Origin of the sequence: Microcoleus sp. Pol17C6, assembly GCF_036701145.1 — a bacterium.
In the GTDB taxonomy this organism is placed as follows: Bacteria; Cyanobacteriota; Cyanobacteriia; order Cyanobacteriales; family Microcoleaceae; genus Microcoleus.
This window is the reverse complement of the sequence record NZ_JAUBQH010000009.1, coordinates 114,959-138,175: the sequence shown is the minus strand read 5'-3', so window position 1 is coordinate 138,175 and position 23,217 is coordinate 114,959. Positions and strand designations below refer to the sequence as shown.

The 23,217-nt window shown below is 46.2% G+C and carries 21 protein-coding genes; 14 read left to right on the top strand and 7 right to left on the bottom strand.

Translation table 11 applies throughout. The annotated features are described in order from the left end of the window. Positions 1–207: 207 nt before the first annotated feature. On the bottom strand, positions 208–1,416 hold the full coding sequence (locus QUA25_RS07410; protein ID WP_333036764.1) for a NupC/NupG family nucleoside CNT transporter: 1,209 nt from the start codon (positions 1,414–1,416) through the stop codon (positions 208–210). 245 nt (positions 1,417–1,661) lie between these two features. Between QUA25_RS07410 and der the strand changes: the two genes are divergently transcribed. The 7 genes from der (at position 1,662) to proC (ending at position 7,721) form a co-directional block, all read left to right on the top strand. Continuing rightward, a complete protein-coding gene (der, locus tag QUA25_RS07405) occupies positions 1,662–3,023 on the top strand; it encodes a ribosome biogenesis GTPase Der (RefSeq protein ID WP_333036762.1) in 1,362 nt (453 codons plus the stop codon). A 169-nt stretch (positions 3,024–3,192) separates the two neighbouring features. Then, positions 3,193–4,191: an energy-coupling factor transporter transmembrane protein EcfT gene (locus QUA25_RS07400; RefSeq protein WP_333036760.1), complete on the top strand. Its 999-nt coding sequence runs from the start codon at positions 3,193–3,195 to the stop codon at positions 4,189–4,191. Between the two features lie 255 nt (positions 4,192–4,446). Then, a complete protein-coding gene (gene acpS / locus QUA25_RS07395) occupies positions 4,447–4,905 on the top strand; it encodes a holo-ACP synthase (RefSeq protein WP_333036758.1) in 459 nt (152 codons plus the stop codon). A 42-nt stretch (positions 4,906–4,947) separates the two neighbouring features. Then, a complete protein-coding gene (gene pipX, locus QUA25_RS07390; protein ID WP_006634205.1) occupies positions 4,948–5,217 on the top strand; it encodes a transcriptional coactivator PipX in 270 nt (89 codons plus the stop codon). A 72-nt stretch (positions 5,218–5,289) separates the two neighbouring features. Continuing rightward, entirely contained in the window at positions 5,290–5,955 is a 666-nt protein-coding gene (locus QUA25_RS07385; protein WP_333036755.1) for a YggS family pyridoxal phosphate-dependent enzyme, read from the top strand. A 117-nt stretch (positions 5,956–6,072) separates the two neighbouring features. Then, positions 6,073–6,690, top strand: coding sequence for a cell division protein SepF (locus QUA25_RS07380; RefSeq protein ID WP_006634207.1), 618 nt, complete (start codon positions 6,073–6,075; stop codon positions 6,688–6,690). A gap of 185 nt (positions 6,691–6,875) precedes the next feature. Next, positions 6,876–7,721: a pyrroline-5-carboxylate reductase gene (proC, locus tag QUA25_RS07375; RefSeq protein ID WP_333036753.1), complete on the top strand. Its 846-nt coding sequence runs from the start codon at positions 6,876–6,878 to the stop codon at positions 7,719–7,721. Between the two features lie 36 nt (positions 7,722–7,757). Here proC and QUA25_RS07370 read toward each other — a convergent pair whose 3' ends face one another. Next, positions 7,758–10,223 (bottom strand): bifunctional serine/threonine-protein kinase/ABC transporter substrate-binding protein, encoded by a 2,466-nt coding sequence (locus QUA25_RS07370; RefSeq protein WP_333036751.1) that lies wholly within the window; start codon positions 10,221–10,223, stop codon positions 7,758–7,760. 124 nt (positions 10,224–10,347) lie between these two features. Between QUA25_RS07370 and QUA25_RS07365 the strand changes: the two genes are divergently transcribed. Then, positions 10,348–11,169, top strand: coding sequence for a calcium-binding protein (locus QUA25_RS07365; protein ID WP_333036750.1), 822 nt, complete (start codon positions 10,348–10,350; stop codon positions 11,167–11,169). A gap of 96 nt (positions 11,170–11,265) precedes the next feature. Here the strand turns inward: QUA25_RS07365 and plsY are convergent, their stop codons facing one another. From plsY to QUA25_RS07345, 4 genes are all read right to left on the bottom strand, one after another. Then, on the bottom strand, positions 11,266–11,946 hold the full coding sequence (gene plsY, locus QUA25_RS07360) for a glycerol-3-phosphate 1-O-acyltransferase PlsY (protein ID WP_333036748.1): 681 nt from the start codon (positions 11,944–11,946) through the stop codon (positions 11,266–11,268). 112 nt (positions 11,947–12,058) lie between these two features. Next, the gene (locus QUA25_RS07355; protein WP_333036746.1) at positions 12,059–13,390 is read right to left on the bottom strand and encodes a DUF3086 domain-containing protein; all 1,332 of its coding nucleotides are present in this window, start codon (positions 13,388–13,390) and stop codon (positions 12,059–12,061) included. 58 nt (positions 13,391–13,448) lie between these two features. Beyond that, positions 13,449–13,841 (bottom strand): DUF3119 family protein, encoded by a 393-nt coding sequence (locus QUA25_RS07350; protein WP_333036744.1) that lies wholly within the window; start codon positions 13,839–13,841, stop codon positions 13,449–13,451. A gap of 63 nt (positions 13,842–13,904) precedes the next feature. Continuing rightward, on the bottom strand, positions 13,905–14,699 hold the full coding sequence (locus QUA25_RS07345) for an MlaE family lipid ABC transporter permease subunit (RefSeq protein ID WP_333036742.1): 795 nt from the start codon (positions 14,697–14,699) through the stop codon (positions 13,905–13,907). Between the two features lie 186 nt (positions 14,700–14,885). Here QUA25_RS07345 and QUA25_RS07340 point away from each other — a divergent pair, with 186 nt between their 5' ends. Further along, positions 14,886–15,173, top strand: a complete 288-nt coding sequence (locus tag QUA25_RS07340; RefSeq protein WP_333036740.1) for a hypothetical protein — start codon at positions 14,886–14,888, stop codon at positions 15,171–15,173. Positions 15,174–15,218: 45 nt separating this feature from the next. Here QUA25_RS07340 and QUA25_RS07335 read toward each other — a convergent pair whose 3' ends face one another. After that, the gene (locus tag QUA25_RS07335; protein ID WP_333036738.1) at positions 15,219–15,428 is read right to left on the bottom strand and encodes a hypothetical protein; all 210 of its coding nucleotides are present in this window, start codon (positions 15,426–15,428) and stop codon (positions 15,219–15,221) included. A 240-nt stretch (positions 15,429–15,668) separates the two neighbouring features. Here QUA25_RS07335 and QUA25_RS07330 point away from each other — a divergent pair, with 240 nt between their 5' ends. From QUA25_RS07330 to QUA25_RS07310, 5 genes are all read left to right on the top strand, one after another. Continuing rightward, the gene (locus QUA25_RS07330) at positions 15,669–16,112 is read left to right on the top strand and encodes an Hsp20/alpha crystallin family protein (protein WP_333036736.1); all 444 of its coding nucleotides are present in this window, start codon (positions 15,669–15,671) and stop codon (positions 16,110–16,112) included. 283 nt (positions 16,113–16,395) lie between these two features. Next, on the top strand, positions 16,396–16,758 hold the full coding sequence (locus tag QUA25_RS07325) for a hypothetical protein (protein ID WP_333036735.1): 363 nt from the start codon (positions 16,396–16,398) through the stop codon (positions 16,756–16,758). Between the two features lies 1 nt (position 16,759). Beyond that, a complete protein-coding gene (locus QUA25_RS07320) occupies positions 16,760–17,149 on the top strand; it encodes a hypothetical protein (protein WP_333036734.1) in 390 nt (129 codons plus the stop codon). 347 nt (positions 17,150–17,496) lie between these two features. Further along, positions 17,497–17,898, top strand: a complete 402-nt coding sequence (locus QUA25_RS07315; RefSeq protein WP_006634220.1) for a fasciclin domain-containing protein — start codon at positions 17,497–17,499, stop codon at positions 17,896–17,898. A gap of 203 nt (positions 17,899–18,101) precedes the next feature. Continuing rightward, on the top strand, positions 18,102–23,207 hold the full coding sequence (locus tag QUA25_RS07310) for a PAS domain S-box protein (RefSeq protein WP_333036733.1): 5,106 nt from the start codon (positions 18,102–18,104) through the stop codon (positions 23,205–23,207). Positions 23,208–23,217: the final 10 nt, after the last annotated feature.

The window sequence follows — 23,217 nt, the reverse complement described above, 5'->3', positions numbered from 1 at the left end:
TTTTGGCTGGCATACATTCTAACTAATGAGCGCTTATTTTATATTTATATTATACAATCTAGCTGCGTATCAGCTTATCCCTGTTGAATCAGGAAGCCAGCGCTGTACCACTTAAGTGGTCAGCGTCTGGTAGTTCACTAACATTTACTGGAGTTAATGTAAGGTTCACCATAAGCACCGCACAGCTTAACTAAAAACTCAAAAGTTTTAAATCAGCATCCCCGCGATACAAGCAGTCATAAAACAAGCCAAAGAGCCAGCAATCATCGCCCTCACGCCCAACCTCGCCAAATCGCCTTGCCGCTGCGGAGCCATCGCGCCAATTCCCCCAATCTGAATCCCGATCGAACCAATGTTAGAAAACCCGCACAAAGCATAAGTCGAGATAATTTGCGATCGTTCAGAAATCGCCTGTTGTTTCACCAATTCCATCAAATCTAAATAAGCAATAAACTCATTCAAAATCGTTTTTTTTCCCAAAACAATCCCCACCGCTGCACAATCAGCCCAAGGCACCCCCATCAGCCAAGCAAGCGGAGCCATCAAATAAGCAAAAATTAATTCTAGCGACAACTGAGGCAAACTAATTAGCCCTCCAAACCACCCCAAAAGCGCATTAAAAAAAGCCAACAAACCCAAAAAAGCAATCAGCATGGCTGCCACATTCGCCGCCAACTTCAACCCGTCGCTAGCACCCGGAGCCGCCGCATCCACAGCATTAGCATAAACCTTTTCCACCTTCACCTCCACCTCCCCAGCAGTCAGCGACTTTTCAGTTTCTGGGTAAAGCAATTTAGAAATAGCCAAAGCTGCTGGTGCAGACATCACCGACGCCGCAATTAAATGTTGAGCCGGTACTCCAAAAGAAATATAAGCTGCCATGACTCCGCCGGCAATTGTGGCAAATCCTCCCGTCATGACAGCATGGAGTTCCGAGAGCGTCATTGCCGCCAAATAAGGTTTAATTAACAAAGGAGCTTCCGTTTGCCCGATAAAGATATTCGCAGCACAAGAAAGCGTTTCTGCGCCCGAAGTTTTCATGGTTTTAATCATCAACCAGGCCACTGCTTGGACAACTCGCTGCAAAATGCCGTAGTGATAAAGTAGGGTGATAAACGAAGAGAAAAAAATGATAGTCGGCAGCACTTTAAAAGCGATAAAGTGTTCGGCAAAATTGTCTCCAAAGATAAACTTCGCCCCCACATCAGAAAAATTGAGAAACTGCGTCACCAAATCTGCCAAAAATTTAAAGACAGCCAAACCAGGAGCAGTTTTGAGAATCAAAATAGCAAAAATTAGCTGTAATGCAATTCCCCACAGTACGGGTGGCCACTTGACAGCGCGCCGATTAACTGAAAAGGCGTAGGACAAACCGACAAAAACAGCTAACCCGAATACAGAAATAAGTCGTTCCATTTAGCAATTTTTAGAGAATGTGGAGGAAGCATTTATCGTTACCAAGCTCTGGTAATCCAGGTTAACAGTCCGATCGTACTTTATCTCGTTTCCGGAGGTGGCCATGAGTTCGCGGCGCGGGGCGCACAGCCCCGGAGAGGGTATAATACACGATGCAGTCCGATCGCATACAATCTGGGCCAGTTTCGCTTACAATAAAAGGCTAAACCTCAAAATTACGGCGCAGCCTCATTGCTGCTACTTTTATGTCTCTACCTATAGTTGCTATTATTGGACGCCCCAATGTAGGCAAATCGACGATCGTCAACCGTTTAGCCAACACCCAAGACGCGATCGTCCACGACGAAGCAGGAATCACGCGCGATCGCACTTACAGACCAGCATACTGGGGCGATCGAGAATATCAAGTCGTAGACACCGGCGGGCTAGTATTCGACGACGAGACAGAATTTCTGCCTTTAATTCGCGAACAAGCCATGGCAGCCCTGGCAGAAGCCAGCGCAGCCATTTTCGTAGTAGACGGACAAACGGGGCTCACCGGCGGCGACGAATCGATCGCATCTTGGCTGAGACTGCAAAAAGTCCCAGTCATTCTCGCCGTTAACAAATGCGAATCCGAAAATACAGGGCTTACCCAAGCAGCCGACTTTTGGCAATTGGGACTGGGAGAACCTTACCCAATTTCCGGCATTCACGGCAACGGCACCGGCGAATTGCTGGACAAATTAATTACTTACCTTCCTACAGAAGTATTACCAGAAGTTGAGGAAATTAAAGTAGCAATTATCGGTCGTCCCAACGTCGGCAAATCGAGTTTGTTAAACGCATTTCTAGGAGAAAATCGCGCTATAGTCAGCCCGATTTCCGGAACAACCCGCGACGCGATCGACACCTTAGTAGAACGCAACGGTAAAACCTACCGCCTGATCGACACAGCCGGAATTCGTAAAAAGAAAAACGTCGAATACGGCGCAGAATTTTTCGGGATCAACCGCGCTTTCAAAGCCATCCGCCGCGCCAACGTCATACTGTTAGTAATTGACGCAATAGACGGCGTTACCGATCAAGACCAAAAATTAGCCGATCGCATCAGCGAAGAAGGTCGCGCCTGTATCATAGTCGTCAACAAATGGGACGCAGTAGAAAAAGACTCCGACACCATCTACGAGTACGAAAGAGAAGTAAGAACCCGACTTTATTTCCTCGACTGGGCCGAAATGATTTTTGTTAGCGCCATGAGTGGACAGCGAGTTGAAAAAATCATTGAATTAGTAGACAAAGCCTCAGACGAACACAAACGCCGCGTCCCTACCGCCGTGATTAACGAAGTCATAGAAGAAGCCACAACCTGGCACTCAGCCCCAGTTACCCGCCAAGGAAAACAAGGCAAAATCTATTACGGTACTCAAGTGCGATCGCAGCCACCGACAATCGCCCTATTTGTCAATGATCCCAAACGCTTCACCGAAAATTACCGCCGCTACATGGAAAGCCAATTCCGCAAACATCTAGGCTTTACCGGTACACCAATGCGGCTACTTTGGAGAGGCAAAAAAGTTCGTGCCACAGAAATGAGCACAACAAACAGAGCACTGCGCGTCAAGTAATTTTCGATTTTAGATTCAATAAAAAACGCAATTTAACGACCAAAGCAAATTGCGTTTTTTTCTATTCTCTTCCTTCTCTTCCTTCTTGCCGTCCTTCGCGTCTTCGCGGTTCAATAAATTAGTATTATTAATAATCGACAATCTAAAATCTAAAATCTAAAATCCCAAGATGGACTTACTTCGATCGCTCCCCATAGGACTTTACCTAGAACAACCAGTAACCTGGCTTCACAGGCTAGACTCCCGCGTAAAATTAGCTTGGTTGATGACATTTCTGATTGCACCAATACTCGCCAATCCCATCTGGCGGTTGATGCTAGTAGGAATGTTAATCTTACTGACACTAACAGCAGCAATTCCCTTGCGCGTGTGGAAACAGCAAATGGGAATGCTGCTGCTATTCTGCCTATTAGTATTTTGCCTCAGCGCGATCGCCCCCGACGGACTCCCCGCAGAACACCAGCCCCGCATCCCCGCCGACGAATTAACCTTTTCCCAACAGCCGGCAACCCTTCGGGCCCCTCAAAAGCCCAAACCATGGTACCAATCTTTTAACTTAGGCTCAAACTCCCCAATCCCCAATAATCCCAAAGCCCAAAGCCCAAATCAACTCCCCCAACCCACAAACTACCGTTACGTTGTATTCAAACAAGGCCCGATTAAAATCACCCGCAAATCCCTAGATTTAGCTATCAACGTCAGCACCCTATTTTTCACAGTAATTTACAGCACCAACCTCTACCTTCTCACCACAGCCAGCGAAGAAATTACCGCCGCGATTGAAAACTTAATGCAGCCTCTGCGCCGCTTGAACTGGCCTATTACCGAAATAGCCTTAACATTAACTTTATCTTTGCGATTCATTCCCCTAGTATTGGAAGAAATACAAAATTTAGTGCGATCGGTCAGAACCCGAGCGATAAACTGGAAAAAACTCGGATTTCGCAGCGCCGCTCAAGTGTGGTTGATGATAGCGGAGCGGCTGTTAGAAAACTTGCTCCTGCGAGCTGAACAAATAGCCAGCGCGATGAAAGTTCGCGGCTTCACCAGTCCCGATCGACACCGTGTAGAATGGCACCAATTGCAATTGAAAATCCGAGATTGGATCGCCCTCGGATGCTTGATCGTCCTCTGGAGCGCCCGCTTCGTTTGGGGTTGGGACAGTTGAGATTTGAGATTTGAGATTTGAGATTGATTGATTGATTGATTGATTGATTGATTAGATTTGAGATTGAAGAATTGGGAAGGACTGATTCGAGTTTCAGATATCGGGGCTCTTCACGAGGGATTGGCCCTACAAGAGAATGAAACAGCCCTGGATTCGAGCGGGGTTTGGAGGACGAGCCGACATTTGAGTAAGTTTTGTCTGGTACGCGACAGTCCTGCTAAAGTAATGGAGACAAATATTTAGAGAACCAAGACCTTGAACATCTATCTTGGGACAGATATCGTATATGTTCCGCGCATACAAGCCGCATTAGACCGGTTTGGCGATCGCTTCCTCGAAAAAGTTTACACGCCCGCCGAACAAAGGGATTGCGGGCAACTAAATTCTCAACACAGCAGCATTAAAGGTAAAATGAATCGAGTTTCCTGCAACCAACTAGCGGGGCGCTGGGCAGCAAAAGAAGCCGTTGTCAAAGCTCTAGGCACGGGATGGCGGGGAATACGGTATGCAGATGTGGAAATTCGGCGCTCCGAAAACGGTGCTCCCAAGGTGCAACTGCACGGAACCGCAGCAGCACAAGCCTCTGTTTGGGGAAATTGCCAGTGGCAATTGAGCCTCAGCCACGACGGAGACTATTGCACGGCTACGGCGCTCGCCCTTTGTACCCCGCCGTCAAACAACGCCGTCGGGCGATCGAGTGAAACTAAAATCTAAAATCTAAATCTTTAATCTAAAATTGATCGATTGTGAGCGTGAATGACTACCGAAACTTACCTGAATCATCCAAACTTTGGCCTCCTCTTCAGGGTATCCCAGGTTGAAGACAGCCAAGAATTATTTACCACCCTATACGCCCAGCGCCTGTTTTTTTTGGTGACAAACGGCCCTGGCGGGCTGAGATTTGAACCAATCAGCCGATCCGACGCTCGCCTCATGGTCGAAATTCGCCTGCGAACCCTGCGTCGCAGCGGTCAATATCAAGAGTACGACCAATTGCAGACCATTCACCAGCGCACGTTTCAATAACGAAAATCAGTAATTTGGTAATTGGTAACTGTCTTAATTTTCATTCCCTCCAGTTCCCAGCGTTGAGTACCCATGACCATAGCCTCTCGAATTAACAGCATTCGCCAACAGTTGCCCGAATCAGTGCGGTTAATTGCCGTTACCAAACAGGTACCGACTGATGCTATCCGCGAAGCATACGACGCCGGTATCCGGGATTTTGGCGAGAGTAAGGTTCAAGAGACTGCCGAAAAACAAACTCAACTGCAAGATTTGCCGGATATCAACTGGCACTTGATCGGCCACTTGCAAGCCAACAAAGCCGCCAAGGCCTTAGAGCATTTCCAGTGGATTCACTCTCTCGACAATTTAAAACTCGCTCAGCGACTTTCGCGCTTGGCGGGGGAAATGTCCTGCTCTCCCCAAGTCTGCCTGCAAGTCAAAATGTTGCCCGACCCGGACAAATACGGCTGGAGCGTTCCAGAACTGCTGGCCGACCTTCCAGAACTCAGCAAATGTCAGCATATCAAAATTCAAGGTTTGATGACAATTCCTCCGCTGGGATTAGATGACTCGCAAATCCTAGAATTATTTAACAGCACTCACGAACTTGCACAGAAAATCCAGCAGCAAAATTTGCCCTGCATTCAAATGCAGCAGCTATCGATGGGGATGTCGGGGGATTATCATTTGGCAATTCAAGCAGGTGCTACTATGGTACGGCTAGGACAAACCTTATTTGGCTCTAGGAGGGGATAAATAATTGAAATCTTCTAATAAAGACAATTTAGGTTAAATATAGAGTAGTCAGCCGCCCGCGACTAACGCGCAACGCGAGTATAGTCGGGGCAGCCAAGTCGTGAAGGAGCGTGAATCATGAATATTTTTTCTAAACTGCGAGATTTTGTAGGCATCAACAATGAGCCTGAGTACGATGACGTTTACGACGAAACGGAAGGGGAGCGCTATCAGAACTTCTACCAAGCGCCTGAACCGAACCCCGCTGCCGTCGCCGCAGCAGAAGAAGAACGTCGTCAAAATCGTAGAATGCGGGAGCGGTCAGTAGTAGGATCGACAGGTATGGATGTCGTTGCACCAACCGGCGGAGTAGGGTCAGTAATGAATAACGTGATAGGAATGCCTGGAGCTATGAACGGGATTTCGGAAGTAGTAGTAATGGAGCCGCGCACTTTTGAAGAGATGCCGGCAGCAATTCGAGCCCTTAAGGAACGGAAGTCTGTGGTTTTGAACCTGACGGTGATGGACCCAGACCAAGCGCAAAGAGCTGTGGACTTTGTGGCGGGCGGTACTTATGCCCTGGACGGTCATCAAGAGCGAATTGGTGAAAGTATTTTCTTGTTTACGCCTAGCTGCGTGCAGGTGAGAACTCAGTCTGGTGTGGTTCACGAAGTTCCTCCTGCTCAAGGACGCCCTCGTCCTGCTGCTCCTGCACCAACAGTCTGGCCGGCAGAACAAGCTCCAATCGCTCAGTAGTCAGTAGTTAGTAGTCAGTAGTCAGTAGTCAGTAGTTAGTAGTCAGTAGTCAATAGTTAACAACTAATAACTGTGGAATAAACACTGCGGATTAATAACATTAGCTAACAACTAAGTAACCAATGACAACTGACAACTGACAACTGACAACTGACAACTCAAAAGTGACAAGTGACAACTGACTAATGACTAACATAAAATTTGGTACGATCGGCGGCGGGGTAATGGGAGAAGCTCTCTTATCCCGCTTAATTGCACAAAAAGTTTATTTGCCTTCAGAAATCTTGGTGAGCGACCCACAACTTCAACGTCGCCAATTTTTGACTGAAACCTACGGGATTGGAACAACAGCCAGCAATCTAGAAGTTGCTGCCGCTACAGAAGTGCTGTTTTTGGCGATTAAACCGCAAGTTTTTGATACGGTAGCTTTGGAGTTGGCCGTGGCGGCCGATCGCAAACAGGGAAATAATGGAGAAACGGCTAATTCCCAGCCAGAAGCGCTGGTAGTGTCGATTTTGGCAGGAGTGCCACTGAGCAAGCTAGAACCCGCGTTCCCAGGGCGGGGAGTGCTGCGGGTGATGCCGAATACTCCGGCCACGGTAGGAGCGGGAATGAGCGCGATCGCCCCGGGAAAACTTGTTCAACCGGCTGATTTAGAATTGGTAAAGCGCATCTTTCAGGCCGTAGGAGAAGTGGTAGAAGTACCTGAGAGTATGCTCGATGCGGTGACAGGGCTTTCCGGTTCCGGGCCTGGTTATGTAGCAGTTTTAATTGAGGCATTGACAGATGGCGGAGTTTGTGCAGGACTGCCACGGGCGATCGCCTCTCAATTAGCTTTGCAAACTGTATTCGGTACGGCGAAGCTAATGCAAGAAACGGGAATGCACCCGGCACAATTGAAAGATCAAGTTACAAGTCCCGGCGGCACGACTATTGCGGGAATTGCTAAATTAGAGAGTAGCGGCTTTCGTTCTGCCCTAATCGAAGCAGTGAAAGCAGCTTGTTTGCGTTCTCAAGAATTGGGCAAATAAGTCAGGAATAACGCACAGAAACAATCATAAACGAGTTCAATCGCACTTTAAACCTGCCGCTTTTGCCGTCCGATATTTGACGGGAACAAAAGCTACACCAAACTGTTCTTTTCGACACTTGACAATATGCACTAACTCGGGTTGAAAATTTTGGCGATCGCCGTTCGCATCAAACTCAATATTTCCGGTTGCTCCTGTGGCGCTAAAATTCGGACTCGCAATAGTTTTCTGCATCCCTTCGCGACTGGGTTGCTGTTGCATTTCTATTGCTTTAATTAGCGTCCGAGTTGCATCGTAGGTTAAAGCTGTGCGGTGGTTGACGTTTCCTCCCCAAAGCTTTCGAGCATTATCGGCAAATGTGCGGTTGGGAGCAGTTAAAGGATGCCAAGAGGATGATGTCACCAGTTTCTCAAAAGACGGTAACTGGGAAGCGGTTTCTAAGGTTTTCTGGCTATAGATTCCCCCGGTTCCCACTACCCAATTGCGATCGCCATTGGCTTTAATAAGTGCCATTGCATTTTTGACTGCATCCGGGACATGACTCGTAGTTAAGACGATCGCTGTTTTATCACTGCGTTCGACTTCTTGTAATGCTAGTTCAACATTGAAATTTTTCTTACACAAATCGAATTCAGTGATGCTAAAAATATTTCCTCCTGCTTGTCTAAACTGTTTTCTGAATTCTTCCCACAATGAAGAAGTAGCTTGAATCTCAGGACAGTAGAAACCCACCGCTTTTTTCTGACCTGCCTTTTCACTCAGATACTTTTTGAAAGCTTCAGCAGTAATTTGATTTCTAGGGACAGTGCGAAAGAAAAACTTCCGAGGTTTTTCTGTTAATTGTTCAGTTGTACTCCCAGGCGAAATTAAGACCAAGTGATCTTTGTCATAAATATCGACTGTATGCACAGTCATCTTGCTAGTATAGTGACCGACGACACCCAAAATCTCGGTTTGCTTGACGAGTGAAGAGGCCCTAGCTTGTGCCTCTGCTTTCAGATTGGCATCGTCAGCGATAATGACTCTAATACCCTTGCCATTAATGTCTTTACCTGGTAAAAAATCTTGACCTGGAAAGTCGTTATTGCGCTCGGAATTAAAAAGTCCTAGATTGACTTCTGTTTGGGCGTGGGCTATGCCGCGCAGCATTTCTTTAGCCAAATCAGAATTGACAGTACCTCCTTCGGTGTTGCTGATGGGAACGGCAACTGCAATGGTGTAATAATCAGCTTTTTTCGCCTTCAAAAGGGCATTATTCAGGTAAATTAAAGTTTCTGGATCTTTGCGTTCGTCTTCGTTCCACGATTGTTTAAATAAATTAAATGCTGATTGATAGTTAGTAGTAAAAAAATCATTAATTCCCCGTTGTTTTAAGCGAGAACTCGATGTTTTTATCAGGATTTCCTCGCCACAACTCACAGCATCTCCCTGGATTAAAGGACAAGTTTGAGGTGTAAAAATTTTGTGTATTAAAAATGCTGCTAGCCCGAGGCATCCTGCGATCGCGATCGGCAAGCAGACTCTCAATGTATCTTGCCATTGGCGTTTAGGCTTCGGCAGCAGAGGTTGTTGTGAAGGGGGGGCAGGTGAGTGCAACGCTGTTAGCGAGATCAAATCCTGCAACACTTCAGCAACAGATTGGTAGCGATCGTTAAAGTGGTAGCGCACCATCTTATTTAAAACTTTTTTCAGCTTGTCGCTAATTTGTACCATCGGGCGATCGTCAGTTGAGTAGTGCCAGACGAGTTCCCCAGTTTTTTTATCATGAAAAAAGTCTTCAATATCTAACCCTGCGATCGCTTGAATGCCGATGATTCCCGCAGCATAGATATCGCTGTTAAATCTTGGTTGATTTTTCCACTGTTCGGCTGGCATATAACCGTCTGTACCGATGACGCGAGTTTGAGTTATTTGACCGTTCTCGATCGCCAAAGTGCCGATCGCTTTTACTGCCCCAAAGTCAATTAACACAATTTTGCCGTCAAGCTGGCGCCGGATTAAGTTTGACGGTTTCAGATCGCGGTGAATAATACCTTGAGAGTGGACGCAATCTAAAACTGACAAAATATCTTGCAATAAATCAATAACTTCTGACTCCTGAAACTGCCTGAGAGATGCAAGTTCTTTGTTGAGCGGATTTCCTTCGATGTATTCTTGAATTAAGTAAAATTTTCCCTGTTCTTGAAAGCGATCGATTAACTTGGGAATCTGCGGACACTTATCGAGATACTTCAGGGTTTTAGCTTCTTTTTCAAATTGGTGCTGTGCTTCCTCCAACAGCCGCTCATCGTTAGATTCAGGAGGGGGAATTTCCTTGACGACGCACAGAGGATTATCGGGGCTGCCCAAAGCGTCGTTAGCCGTATAGGTTTTAGCAAACCCTCCCTCACCTAATTTAGCGATAATTCGGTAGCGATCGCGCAGAATATCCCCTGGATTCAGACACCTAAATTGTTCCATCCCCTTAACTCGCTGCACTCGTTGGTGTCGAGCGTACCACAAATATGACTTTTATGAACTCAAAGTTATGACTTTTATGAACTCAAAGTTATGAATATATGAATTGATTTTGAGATTGGCTTATTTAATAATCTTGGCATCTGAGATTTTAGGAACAAAATATTTTATGGCTTTACAAAGAGACCCATCAGGAGTGCCTCGCTTAGTTGGCGACAATACATCTGAATCTGTTGAGTTATCCGTCGCTAATTCCCGATTCGGAGGTGTAACTAATTTCCCCTCGGGAGTATGGATGCTTGGAGGTGACGATACAGTCATAGGCTCAACAGCTAGCGATTTGGTTTATGGCAATGAAGGGGAAGATATTATCAGAGGGAATTTTGGCAACGATTCTTTACTTGGGGGAAGAGGGAAAGACGCAATATATGGAACTGAAGGCAATGACTCTCTAAACGGAGGTCAAGATGGAGATTTACTTTTTGGTGAGAGTGGCAATGATATTTTATTGGGAGGTAAAGGCAATGATTTTTTAGTCAGCGGTAGCGGAAATGACACTTTGGTGGGAGGCTTGGGTCGCGACTTTTTAGCAGGTTTGGGTGATAGTAGTTCACTCAAAATCGGGGGCAGCAACTTGTACGTCCTTCAAGCAGAATCCGGAGTTAGAGATGTCAATAATGCCGATCTCATTGTAGGTTTCAGACAACCTTTCGATAAAATTGGATTAGCAGGCGGTTTAACTGTGAATGATATAGTGTTGGAAAACTTGACAAATGTGCCAATTACGGTACAGCTAGAATTTCCGCAAGTTGCGGGTTCTGTTGTCACGCCAGAGCAATCACAGCTATTAAAACCCGTATCGATAGTGAGTTCCGGGACTCTGATCAAAGTCAGGAATTCAGGAGATGCAATCGGTTTTGTTGAGGGTGTAACGCCTGTGCAACTGCAAAACAGCATTCTAAACACCATTATCCCTGTTCAGGGATTCTGAGCTGTATAATGCGCTGCCATGCCTGCTATAAAAGCTTAATTGGAGATTGGACAGAGAAATAGTAATCTGCAACCAGCCGTACAACAATACTACCGATCAATCGCTAGCTGCTGTTTCCAATTTCTCTCCAATCCTCGGTTCAGTACCGTTCAAAAGCCGCTGAATATTGCTGCGATGCCGCACAATTACAAATACGCCGCCCGCAAGGCCAAACAATACATAAGCTAGCGGCTGATGTAAAGCAAACATCAATCCAGCCACGCTAATTGCCCCGATAATCGAACTTAAAGAAACAATTCGCGACACCGCAAACACGATTCCAAAAATTCCGAAAGTTCCCAAACCAACAGGCCAGTACAAACCAAGCAAAACTCCCAAACTCGTAGCCACAGATTTACCGCCGGTAAACCCCAGCCAAATAGATTTGCTGTGGCCCAAAACAGCAGAGAAACCCGCCAAAGTTGCCATCCAAGGGATGACTGTTTCAGTATTTTCTAAACCTGCGGCGGTTGCTAGCTGGCTGGTAAAATCGAGCGAGTAAATGTAGCGGATTAGGACGATCGCACTTACCCCCTTCAACACGTCAACCAGCAACACCCCCAACCCCGGCCACTTACCCAAAGTCCTCAGTACGTTAGTCGCACCAGTCGAACCCGAACCAACCTCTCGAATATCAATTCCTAGCATCCATTTCCCCAAGGCGTAACCAGTAGGAATCGATCCCAGCAGATAAGCTGCTATTAGCAATGCGCCATTTAAAATTATCCAGCTAGCCATTTTTTAATTTGAGATTTCGTGTACTTTTAAATTTTGCAACCTTTCCCCTAGCATAATTAGCAATTAGCAATTACTCATTAGCAATTACCAATTACCAATTACCAATTACCAATTAAAAATCCTTAGCAGCCATCAAAGTTTGCGGATCGGCAGCAAAGGCCAGCCATAGCGGAAATTGCAGGATTGACAAACTAATTAAATCCTCAGTTTCATCAATGACAATTAGCGGCAATTTGCCATCTTTCACCAGTCGATCGGCTTTTTGAGCCAAAGCTTCCGCCGACTCAAACATAATAATCCCCCTTTCCGGGCCAAAATCGCTGCGAGTAATGCCCAAACAGTCCTGCAAACCCCGGCGCCACTCTCCCAAACGTTCGGGACTGTTGGCGAGCACCAAAGTCCGCACCCGTCCACCGTAGACGCTTCTGAGTACAGAAATAATTGTCGAAGTAATCAAGATATTTTGCAAGCGCGAGCCCATAGTTCGCAAAGCACCCCTTCCTCCTTGGGTGAAAAACCAGTTAGAAACTCGTTCCGCGTGGATGGGTTCAAAAGTGCGACGGAGTTGCCAAGGCGGGCCGTAGTAGTCGGGGACAGTGCGATATTGATCGAGGGTGCGGCGAATTTGTTTGGCTTGTTCTTGAAATCCCTGTTCGGCAAATTTGGGATTTACCGGTGCTGAGGATTGAGACTCCTCAGCAGGAATTTGCTTGGGTGTCTCTTGCATCGGTGGGGTCAAATCTAAGAGTTCGGCGGTGGCGGCCAAATCCTGCAAACTGCCTACTAAATAGTCTTTGAAACCCTGGACTCGAATTGCTAAATCTTGGGAAACGCCGGCAAAAGTGGTTCGCATTTCCTTCTGAATTCGATCGCGCCGGCGTTCGAGTTTTTCTACTTCGATTTGTAGCGCTTGTTTGCGCTGATCTAATTGAATCAAGCCGTCTTGTACCAAACGCCCGATCGATGCTTGAGCCTGGCCCAACGCTTCTATAGCATTGGCTTTGTCGGCTTCCAAGGCTGCAATTTTTTCTGTCAAAGCTTGTTCTTGCTGCTGCAATTCTTTGACTCTCTCTGCCAACTGTTCGGTAACATTTTCTGGGATGTGCGTTACCGTTTCTGCGGTTGCTGTTGGCTGGGAGTCTGTTGGAGGCTCGATTTGAGCGATCGGACTTTCTGATTCGCGATAGTCGGTGTTGGGCGGAATTTGGGCGATTGCGCCTGCTGGGTCCACGAATTGGGCGATTTCGGCATCTTCCTCGCCCAGCGGCAGGTCTGTTTCGCCCGGGAGTTGGGCGGCGGACTCCTGAAGCTCGATAGACAAATCCGGTGTTTGAGATGGAAGTTGGTACTCCGTCTCATTCACGGGTAAATTGACTTCGCCGTCAGCGGTGGGCGCGTCTGGTTGTGGTTGCGGTTCTTGGGTTGGAGATTCGTCTGAATTCATGGGAAATTTTGTTCGGCGTGGGCACGGAAAAGTTAAAAATTAAAAATTAACAACTTTTTTAGTCTTGACGGGGACAGCGCTGTTCTAAGCAGGTCTGTAGCATTTTACGATCGAACAGAACCGGCAGAAAGTGAATGCTGTTAATTTCTTTGAAATAGAACAAAATCGGCACAGCGGGCCAAAATATCCGCCAATTTTGCCATTCTCGGTAAGGAAAGCGGCGGATTAAGTTGGACGATCGATAAATGTCCAAATCGGTTGGGGTGAATTGCAGCCGGAGGGTGGCGGTTTGGTACATCAGAAACAAGCCGAACAGCGAAAGTGGCAAACTTGCCCACTTTTGCACGAACAGCAGCGGTAGGGCGGCCAGTACCAAGACTAAGGGAATCGCATAACTCGGAGCGAGTTCGATCGTACTTGTCGGCGCAGTCGAAGAGGCAGTGGTATTCACGGGTTTAAATCAAGGGTAGTAAACTAATGTTGCCAATTATTCATATTTTATCTGTTTCCTAGCTTACAAGCCTTTGAGTACGCTAGAGCCCGTCCCCTGAAACATCAGCCAAGTCAGGAAAAAGTTCACAATAAAAATAGCCAGTAAAGCCGTCACCACCGCCGTAGTAGTCGATTGACCGACGCCTTTTGCCCCGCCGGTGGTGGTCAAACCCCAGCTAGTGCCGATTACAGCAATCAAGCCACCGAATACAAAAGCCTTAATTGCCGCGCTGCAAATATCCCACAGACTCAGGAAATTGCGGACTGATTCTAAAAACACGCTTTGAGAGATGCCGTACATTGTGGTAGCAATCAGCAGTCCGCCGATAATGCCGGTGACGAGACACATGATCGTTAAAATTGGCAGCATCAAGCAGCAAGCCAGGACGCGGGGAATTACTAAATAGTCGATCGGGTCTGTTCTGAGCATCAGCAGGGCATCTATCTGTTCTGTTACCTGCATCGTGCCGATTTCCGCTGCAAAAGCCGAACCTACCCGTCCCGTCACGATGACGGCTGTTAAGACGGGGCCGAGTTCGCGAGTCAAAGACAAAGCCAAAACGCCACCGACGACATTGCCGGCACCGAGGTTAATAAACTCCCTCGCTACCTGAATAGTAAATACCATGCCGACAAAACCCGCAGTCAGCAAAGCAATCAGCAGAGATTCTGGGCCGACTGCTGCCATTTGGTCGATGGTGTTGCGACGGTGAATTTTGCCCTTCAGCAAGTGCAGCATGACTTGGCCGCCCAATAAAATTGCTGCCAGCAACCGCTGACTCCACAAACTGAGGCTCGAAGATGTAGTGGTGCTCAAGGGGATTTCGAGTGTAGAACAACTGCAAAAAATGAAATCTATCTACAAATCTTAAACAAGTTTTTTCTATAACATTTAAGATTTCTGACAGAACTGGCCACTGAGGGCGATCGCTGCCTATCGTAGAAAAGGACAAGTTTTGTTTGCTTGCACCTTTCGGCAGTTTAGCTGAATTTACTGACTCTTATGAGCATTTTTCCCAATTTTCTTCGCTCTGTACTGCTGACCAGCCTGTTGAGCTTTGTCGCTCCCGTATTGTTAATCGGCGCGGGATTGACTAGCTTTTTGCTGATCGGCTTCGTGCCTGCTCTCCAAGGAGTTGGTCGTTCTGGAGAAGACATGATTTTGCAGTTCTTAGCTACTTTCGGCAGCGGCTGTCCCCTCCAGGGCTTTTTCGTCATTGGTCTAACTTTTGGTTTAGTGGGTGCTTTGTTTGATACCTACGCTTCTTATCAGCATTCGCGGTGGAGTTAATTTTGTTTCGTTATATGTCGAATTTAAGATTTTAGGTTGGGAATTCTAAATTAAATCTAAAATCTCAAATTGTTGGGTTCCGATGCGATCGAATACCGCCACCTGCAATGACTTCGCCCACAAACGGATAGTTGCTAGCAGACAGGAGTGGTGGAGAGCCAAAAATTTTAGACCAAAGTTAAAATTTCCCGAGTCATGTGTGGAGTCAATCTCAAATCTCAACTCTCCAACCTCAAATCGGCTGACTTCGCCCAAAAACGGATACTTGAAATTTTAGACTCTTGGTCAAACTTCCAGATTCATCTGTGGAGTCAATCTCAAATCTCAACTCTCCAACCGACTCCCTCAACATTATTGCTCGCAAATGTTCGGTAATGCGATCGACCTTTTTGCGGAAAACCGAATCCCCCAGTTTCTGGAGCTGGAATATATTAAATACAGGTTGAGTCAAGTGTTTCTCAACCCTAAAAACTTCAGATAGTCGAGGTATTAGTTATGGCACTTATTCGTTGGGAACCTTTGCGGGAAATGGACTCCTTGCAACGAGAAATGAATCGGTTGTTTGATAGCTTGACACCGGCCACCGATCGCGCATCTAACGGTGTTGCTTTTGTACCCCCCGCCGAACTCGATGAAACTCCCGAAGCCATCCACCTTAAATTAGAAGTTCCGGGCATGGAAGCTAAGGATTTGGACGTACAAGTAACCGCAGAAGCTGTTGCTATCAGTGGCGAACGCCGTCTGGAAACTAAGAGTGAAGATAAAGGCATGACTCGCTCTGAGTTCCGCTACGGTTCGTTCCGCCGGGTAATTCCCCTACCCGCACGGGTTCAAAATGACAGCGTAGAAGCTGAGTACAAAAATGGAGTTTTGCACCTGAATTTGCCCAAAGCGGAAGCAGAAAAGAACCGCGTGGTGAAAGTGCAAATCGGCGGCTAATAATTGTTTCCTACTTTAGTTAGTTTTAGTTAATGAGTAGGGGGGCGCAAAGCACCCCCTATTTGTTTTGGGAATTGATAATTGGTCATTGGGAATTGAAAATTGGGTCGAAAAGCATTGGCCATTGCGAATTTTAGGAATGATTCTTCCTTTATCCTTTATCCTTCTTCCTTCTTCCTTCTTCCATCCATTTATCCGTTACATCCGTTACCTCTTCTGAAAGCGAATCCGTTGCCGAACTTCCTTTTTCCGATTCGGTAACTGTGCTAAACTCGAAGAGGCAATGGTTGGTGAGGAGACTTGCGTGCCGAGTCAGGGAGTGGGAGGAAATGGAATTGCATCTGAGTTTGGAGACTTAACTGGGATGACTCGCCAAGAAGTCGATGACTTTTTGCGCGGACTGGGTGCTAAGGTAAAAAGTTCTTCAGGAAATTATGTTGAATACAAATTTTCTGACAGGTCAAAAGTCATAATCCGCACTAATAGTGAAGTTGTTCGCCTGCCAGCACCGCGATATGGCTCAGATGGTAGAAGAATAAACTGGGGTTTGCGTCTTGACAAAGATGGTAGCGTACTCCAAACACGCGATGAATTTGGCAATCAGATTCCTGATACGCACATTACTGGAGAAAAAGTGAGTAATTAATATGCCTGATGACTACAACTTGCTTAATTTAGGTGGACTTACATCCCTCGTGAAAAATGTCCATGTGTCTTTGTGGGGGAATGAAGTATTACTGGAATGTATTTACGATCCTACAGGCGATCGATTGCCTTACTCTTTAGTTTTTCAAGACTGCAGAGAAATTATGTGGGAGGTGCATGATGAAGAGGAAGTAAATGAACCATTAGCTGATTTGATTGGTTTTCATTTGGGTGAAGACGCGCACCGGAAACCAGCTTTAATTCATACGGATATTTTTGAAATTTCAATTGTGTACGGCAGTTTTAGCATACAAAAGGGAGAAAACCTAAATACTGAAGTAGCAGATTTTAAAACAGAGGTTTTGGTATCACAATCGCCAGCAGTCTTGTAACAATTGAAAAGCACCGCGCCGTTAAATTGCCAAGCGGTTAGTAATATTATATCTGGTAAAATAACTATTACAGGACTTACGCACTCCGACTCATCAAAACTTGTTTTTTTACCTAATATTCGGGTTTTTACGAAGTATTATCGTAAAAAACCCGGTTTCTGGACCCCCATGCGTAAGTTCTATATTATTAGGTTTGTAGTGAGGGCTGAAGTCCTCATCAAAAATCTGAGGATTGAACTCCTTACTACAAAATCATTACCAATTTTTCAAAAAAGACAGTAGGTATTGTTGCCCGCCTCAGTTTACGATACTTAATAGAACTTTTTTCCCAGATGAGGTAAAACATAATGCCTGATATTGTTGATATTGCCGTAGGTGCGGGTTCGTTCCAAACCCTCGTAACAGCCGTGCAAGTAGCTAATTTAGTAGACGCGCTCAAAAGTCCGGGCCCTTTTACTGTCTTTGCACCCACTGACGATGCTTTTGCGAAATTGCCGCCAGGAACAATCACAACCCTAGTGCAGAACGTTCCCCAACTCACTAGGATTTTGATGTTTCACGTCGTCTCCGGCAAGTTTATGAAAGCTGATTTGGCAAAACTCGGTTTTGTTACTTCCTTGGAAGGTTCGCCGATTAAAATTGATTGTTCTGACGGTTTTGAGGTGAAAAATGCTACAGTTGTCGCTGCGGATATCGAAGCTGATAACGGTGTGATCCATGTGATCGATAACGTAATTTTAATGGGATAATTTCGCCGTCTAATCTCGCTGCGGGAGCCAAGCAGGTGCTTTGCGGTGCCGCTTTGCTCCCGATCGCACGCTTTTTTTTTATCGGTTGAAGGTAATTTCAATATAAAAAAGTTGTTTTTTCGGCGGATGTATTTTAAGATGATTGTTTGAAAAAGTTTAAAAATCAATAATTATAATATAAGCAAACCAGTTTGGTGAGCACTATGCAAATCCTAGCCGCCAGCCTCAAAGCAAAAGTCCGCCAGCGTACCTTGGAACTGCAAGTTCTCAATGAACTTACTGCAAAAGTTCAAGCCGCTCTCAGTGTTGAGGAAATTTGGTCTGCGTGTCTGGCACATCTCGATCGCCTCATTCCCACACAGGCGATCGCAATTTTGACGCTACCGGACGATCAAATATATCTGGAACACTTACAGCCGTTAAGTGCTAGCACCAAAGCCGAAATGGAAGGGCGCTTGCAAGCTGCTCGCGCTGAATGGCTTGCTGGCAATCGGGACTGGACGCACAACATCACTCCGCCACCAATTGCTCAGTTTCAGTCGGTCTTGATGGCACCAGCCAACCTGGATGAAAGTGAAGAATTGTTGGGAGTATTTTTCGTTGGTGCAGAGCAAGCAACTGCTTTTAATTTGGAACACCTTTGTTTGCTCCACACTGTAGCTCAAATTTGTGCAAAACAGTTAGTAACTTTAGCACGTCAAACGACCAGTGCCAAGGATAGATTTCAAAATAATTTTGCTCTGGATTCGGAAAGTCAAGAACTATTGTTGCGGGCTGTAATGGACGAGGCTCCGGACAGAGTGTTTGCGAAAGATAGAAACTTTAGATACATTTTTGTCAATCAAAGTTTTGCTGAATATTTGGGGAAAAATGTTGAGGAAATTATCGGCAAAGATGATATTGAATTAGGTTTTTCAGCCGAATTAGTATTTGGCGATCGCAACAACTCAATTAGGGGCATCCGCGAGGAAGATCGAGCTGTGCTGGCTGGGGAGAGGGTTCGTAATCCCTACCAGGCGATCGTCTTTGAAAATGGCAAACAGCACGTCTTTGATACGCAAAAAGTGCCGCTGTGCGATGTAGAGGGTAATATATTTGGGGTTTTGGGTTTTTCTAGAGAGATTGGTCAATTGCAGGCCACAGATGAAGCCAGGAATCAAAGCCAAGCCAAACTGCAAAAAATTACTGCTAGCGTACCCGGTACGGTATATCAAATTGACTTGCATCCAGATGGCTCGATGGCCTTCTCGTTTGTGAGTGCGGGCTGCCGAGAATTGTATGAAATAGAACCAGAGGCTGCTCAGCAGGATTTTAATGTAATTGTTGACATGATTCATCCCGAAGATCGAGATGATTTTCTCAACTCGGTGACGCTTTCTGCTGAAAATTTGCAGCCTTGGCGGTGGGAAGGAAGAATTGTCACTCCGTCAGGAAAACTTAAATGGGTGCAAGGAGCTTCCCAGCCAGAATTTCAAGCATCGGGGGAGATTGTTTACTACGGCTTGTTCACGGATATTAGCGGCCGGAAACAAGCTGAACGGAAGCTGCAACTTTATCAACAAATCTTTTTGAAATCCAACGATGCGATCGCGATACTAGACCCCGAAGGCTATTACTTAGAAACAAATCAAGCTCACACGGCTTTGCTGGGTCACAGCGCGTCAAAATTGTGGGGAAAAACGCCTGCCACTCACATGGGAGAACAGGCATTTATGTCTGTGCTGCAAAGCTTGGCGGAAACAGGGAGCTACCGAGGCGAAATGACCTGTATTAAGGCTATGCAAGCAGGAACAGTTGAGGTGGAGGTTTCGGCTTTTGCGGTTTTAAATGATGCTGGGGATGTAGTTTGCTACGTAAATGTCAAAAGAGACATAACCGAACGCAAGCGAGCGGAGGAAAAACTAAAGCTTTACCGAGAAATATTTTTAAACTCCAATGATGCGATCGTCATTATCGATGCTGACGGGTTTTTCCTCGAACAAAATCTTGCTCACCAAACGCTTTTAGAATACACAGACGCGGAATTAGAAGCAGAAGCTTCGCCGCTGCTTGCGGGGGAGCGCTTTTCGGCAATTGCCCAAAGTTTAGCGAAAACAGGAAGTTTTCGGGGCGAAATTACTAACTGCACTAAAAAAGGTCAGACGCTGGCGATCGACGTTGCAGCATACTCTGTGATTAACAACGCCGACGATGTAATTTGTCATGTCTGCGTCAAGCGCGACATTACCGAACGCAAAAAAGGAGAAGAAGAACGGCAAAAATTTGTGTCGCTGATTGAAAACAGCAGCGATTTTATCGGTATGGCTACCCTGAAAGGCAAAACACTGTTTGTCAACGAAGCCGGACGAAAACTGGTGGGTGTAGAGAATCTTTCGGCAGTGCTTTATACGGAGATATGGGATTATATTGGGCCTTATTTTCAACAGAAATTCAGTCAAGAGATTTTACCAACAATTATCAGTCATGGTCAGTGGCAAGGCGAAGGTCAAATGCAGCACTTGGGCAACGGACAACCCATTGATGTTGTGATGAATGCTTTTCTGGTCAAGCACCCTCAAACCACCGAACCGCTGTGCTTTGCTGCGGTAATTCGCGATGTCACCGAACGCAAGCAAGCTGAGAGAATGCTGCGCGAACAAGCAGAACAAGAACGGCTGGTTTCGGCGATCGCCCAGCGAGTCCGCCAGTCTCTCAACCTGACTCAAACTCTGAGCACTGCTGTACACGAAGTGCGACAGTTGCTGGCAACTGACCGCACGGTAATTTATCGTTTTGAGTCCGAGGAAACAGCGCTGGTTGTTGTGGAATCTGTAGGGGATGATTGGATGCCCCTGCTGGGCAGAAAAGTTCAAAGAACATCCTTTGGGGAAAGTTATGTATGGCTGTACAGTGCAGAAACAATTCAATCAATGGCAGATATTTATACTGCCAATTTGAGCGAGGAACACCGAGATTTACTTGCTAGTTTGCAGGTAAGGGCTAATTTAGTTGTACCAATTTTTATAGGCGATGAAAGTCAGGGGTTGGCAGCAGAATATTCGCCGGAAAATCGAATTGAACTGCCGGGAAGGAGTTTGGAAACGAGTCAAAATCGGTTGTGGGGATTGCTGATTGCCCATCAGTGTAGCGCTCCGCGTGTTTGGACTGATTCTGAGATGGATTTGCTGGGAAGGTTGAGCGTGCAGTTGGCGATCGCCATTCAGCAATCTACTCTTTTTGAACAAGCACAGCAGGCCCGAGAAGCAGCCCTAGAAGCGTCTCGAATGAAGTCGTTATTTTTAGCAAATATGAGTCACGAAATCCGTACTCCGATGAATGGAGTGATGGGGATGACTGAATTGCTGCTGAAAACGAATCTTACTCCCGAACAGCTTGATTTTGTACAGACGCTGAAACTCAGCGGTCAAAATTTACTCTCCATCATTAATGATATTTTGGATCTATCCAAACTGGAAGCAGGAGAAATGCGCTTAGAAATACTAGAATTTAACCTGAGTATCTGTATGAATGAAGTGCTGGATTTGTTGGCTACTCCCGCACAAGAAAAAGGTATAGAAGTGGTGGCGCTGATTGACAGCGACGTGCCGGTGCAAATTAAAGGTGATGCAGCGCGGTTGCGGCAAATACTCACTAATTTGATCAACAATGCTATTAAGTTTACAGAAGCAGGAGAAGTTGTAATTGAGGTAGCTAATGCTAGTAATTCTGGGTTATTGGCAGCCAGCGACAATCAGAATATTTTAGAAAATATCGGAGCGTTAAAAACAGAAAACAATAACTCTATGCTCCTGCTGTTTAAAGTCACAGATACAGGGATTGGGATTGCTCCCGAAGACAAAAAAAAGCTGTTTCAATCTTTTACTCAAGTTGATGCCTCTACGACAAGAAAATACGGTGGCACAGGTTTGGGGCTGGCTATTTCTAAGGAGTTGGTGGAGTTAATGGGTGGGCAAATAGGTGTGGAAAGTACCCCTGGCCAAGGCTCGACTTTTTGGTTTACTGTGCCGACAGTTAATGAAAATTTAACTGCTGTCGGGACAGCGTGCGAAGTGAATTTTGAAACGGTGCTGGCCGGGCGAAAAATGTTAGTTGCCAGCGACAAGCCGACAGTGCGAAAAGTGCTAGTGAGAATGGCTGTTTTGTGGGGAATGGAGGTTGAGGAGGTTGAGAACGGTTGGATGACGATCGCATCTATGTACAAAGCTGTCAGCCTTAATTCTCCTTACGATATCGTTTTGGTTGATATTCAGTTGCCGGAAATGGTGGCGGGGAGTCTCGAACGCTTGAGGATTTCTGAGCCTGCAATGCAGCAGACAAAGTGGGTGGTGCTGACTTCAATGACTCAGCTTGCAGAGGCGAAACGCTTGGTAGATAGCGGTTTTAGCGGGTATTTAACTAAACCTGTGAAAGCTCACCGACTATTTGATTGCTTGGCGAATGCGATCGCCCCGATGACGCTGATTGATGAGCCGCTGCCAAATTCAACGTCCCATCGAGCCTCAGCTATTGACAACCGGGACTTAGCAAGTTTAAAGATTTTGTTAGTTGAAGATACTCCAATCAATCAAAAAGTTGGTCTGAATCAACTCAGAGTTTTGGGATGCGCGGCGGATGTGGCCAATAACGGTGCAGAGGCGGTATCTATGGTTGCTCTGAAAAAGTATGACATTGTGTTGATGGACTGTCAGATGCCGGTTTTGGACGGTTACGAAGCAACGCTGCAATTGCGCCGCCTAGAAGCGGCAGATGTTGCTGCTGGGAAGATGCAGCCGCATCAAAAGACGGTGGTGATTGCGATGACGGCGAATGCTTTGAAGGGCGATCGGGAAAAGTGTCTGGCGGCGGGCATGGACGATTATATTAGCAAACCTATTGCGATTGAAAAGTTAAAATCGGTACTAGAAAATTGGTCCGCCAAGCTAAAAATTGAAACTCCCAAGTTTAAGGGCGAGGAACTTCAAAATTCTGAGCCAGATATCGAATCGCTAGTCGATATGGCACGTCTGCACGAAATTTCGGGCGCTGATTTAGAGTTTGAGCGGGAAATACTGCAAGCTTTTGTGGTGGATACTGGTAGTTATTTAGAAGCTGCTAAGGAGGCGATTGCTTCGGGAGATATGGAGACACTCGCCCGCCACGCTCATCAAATTAAAGGTGTCAGCGCTACGGCGGCCGTGCGGTTAATGCCCAACATGGCAGATCAGCTTCAAAGTCGGGCTGAATCTAATGATTTGGAGGGGGCTACAAGAATCATCGCTGAATTAGAAATAATTCTGGCGGGGGTTGAAAAGTTGGTGGCTAGTGAGTAATGAATCAATT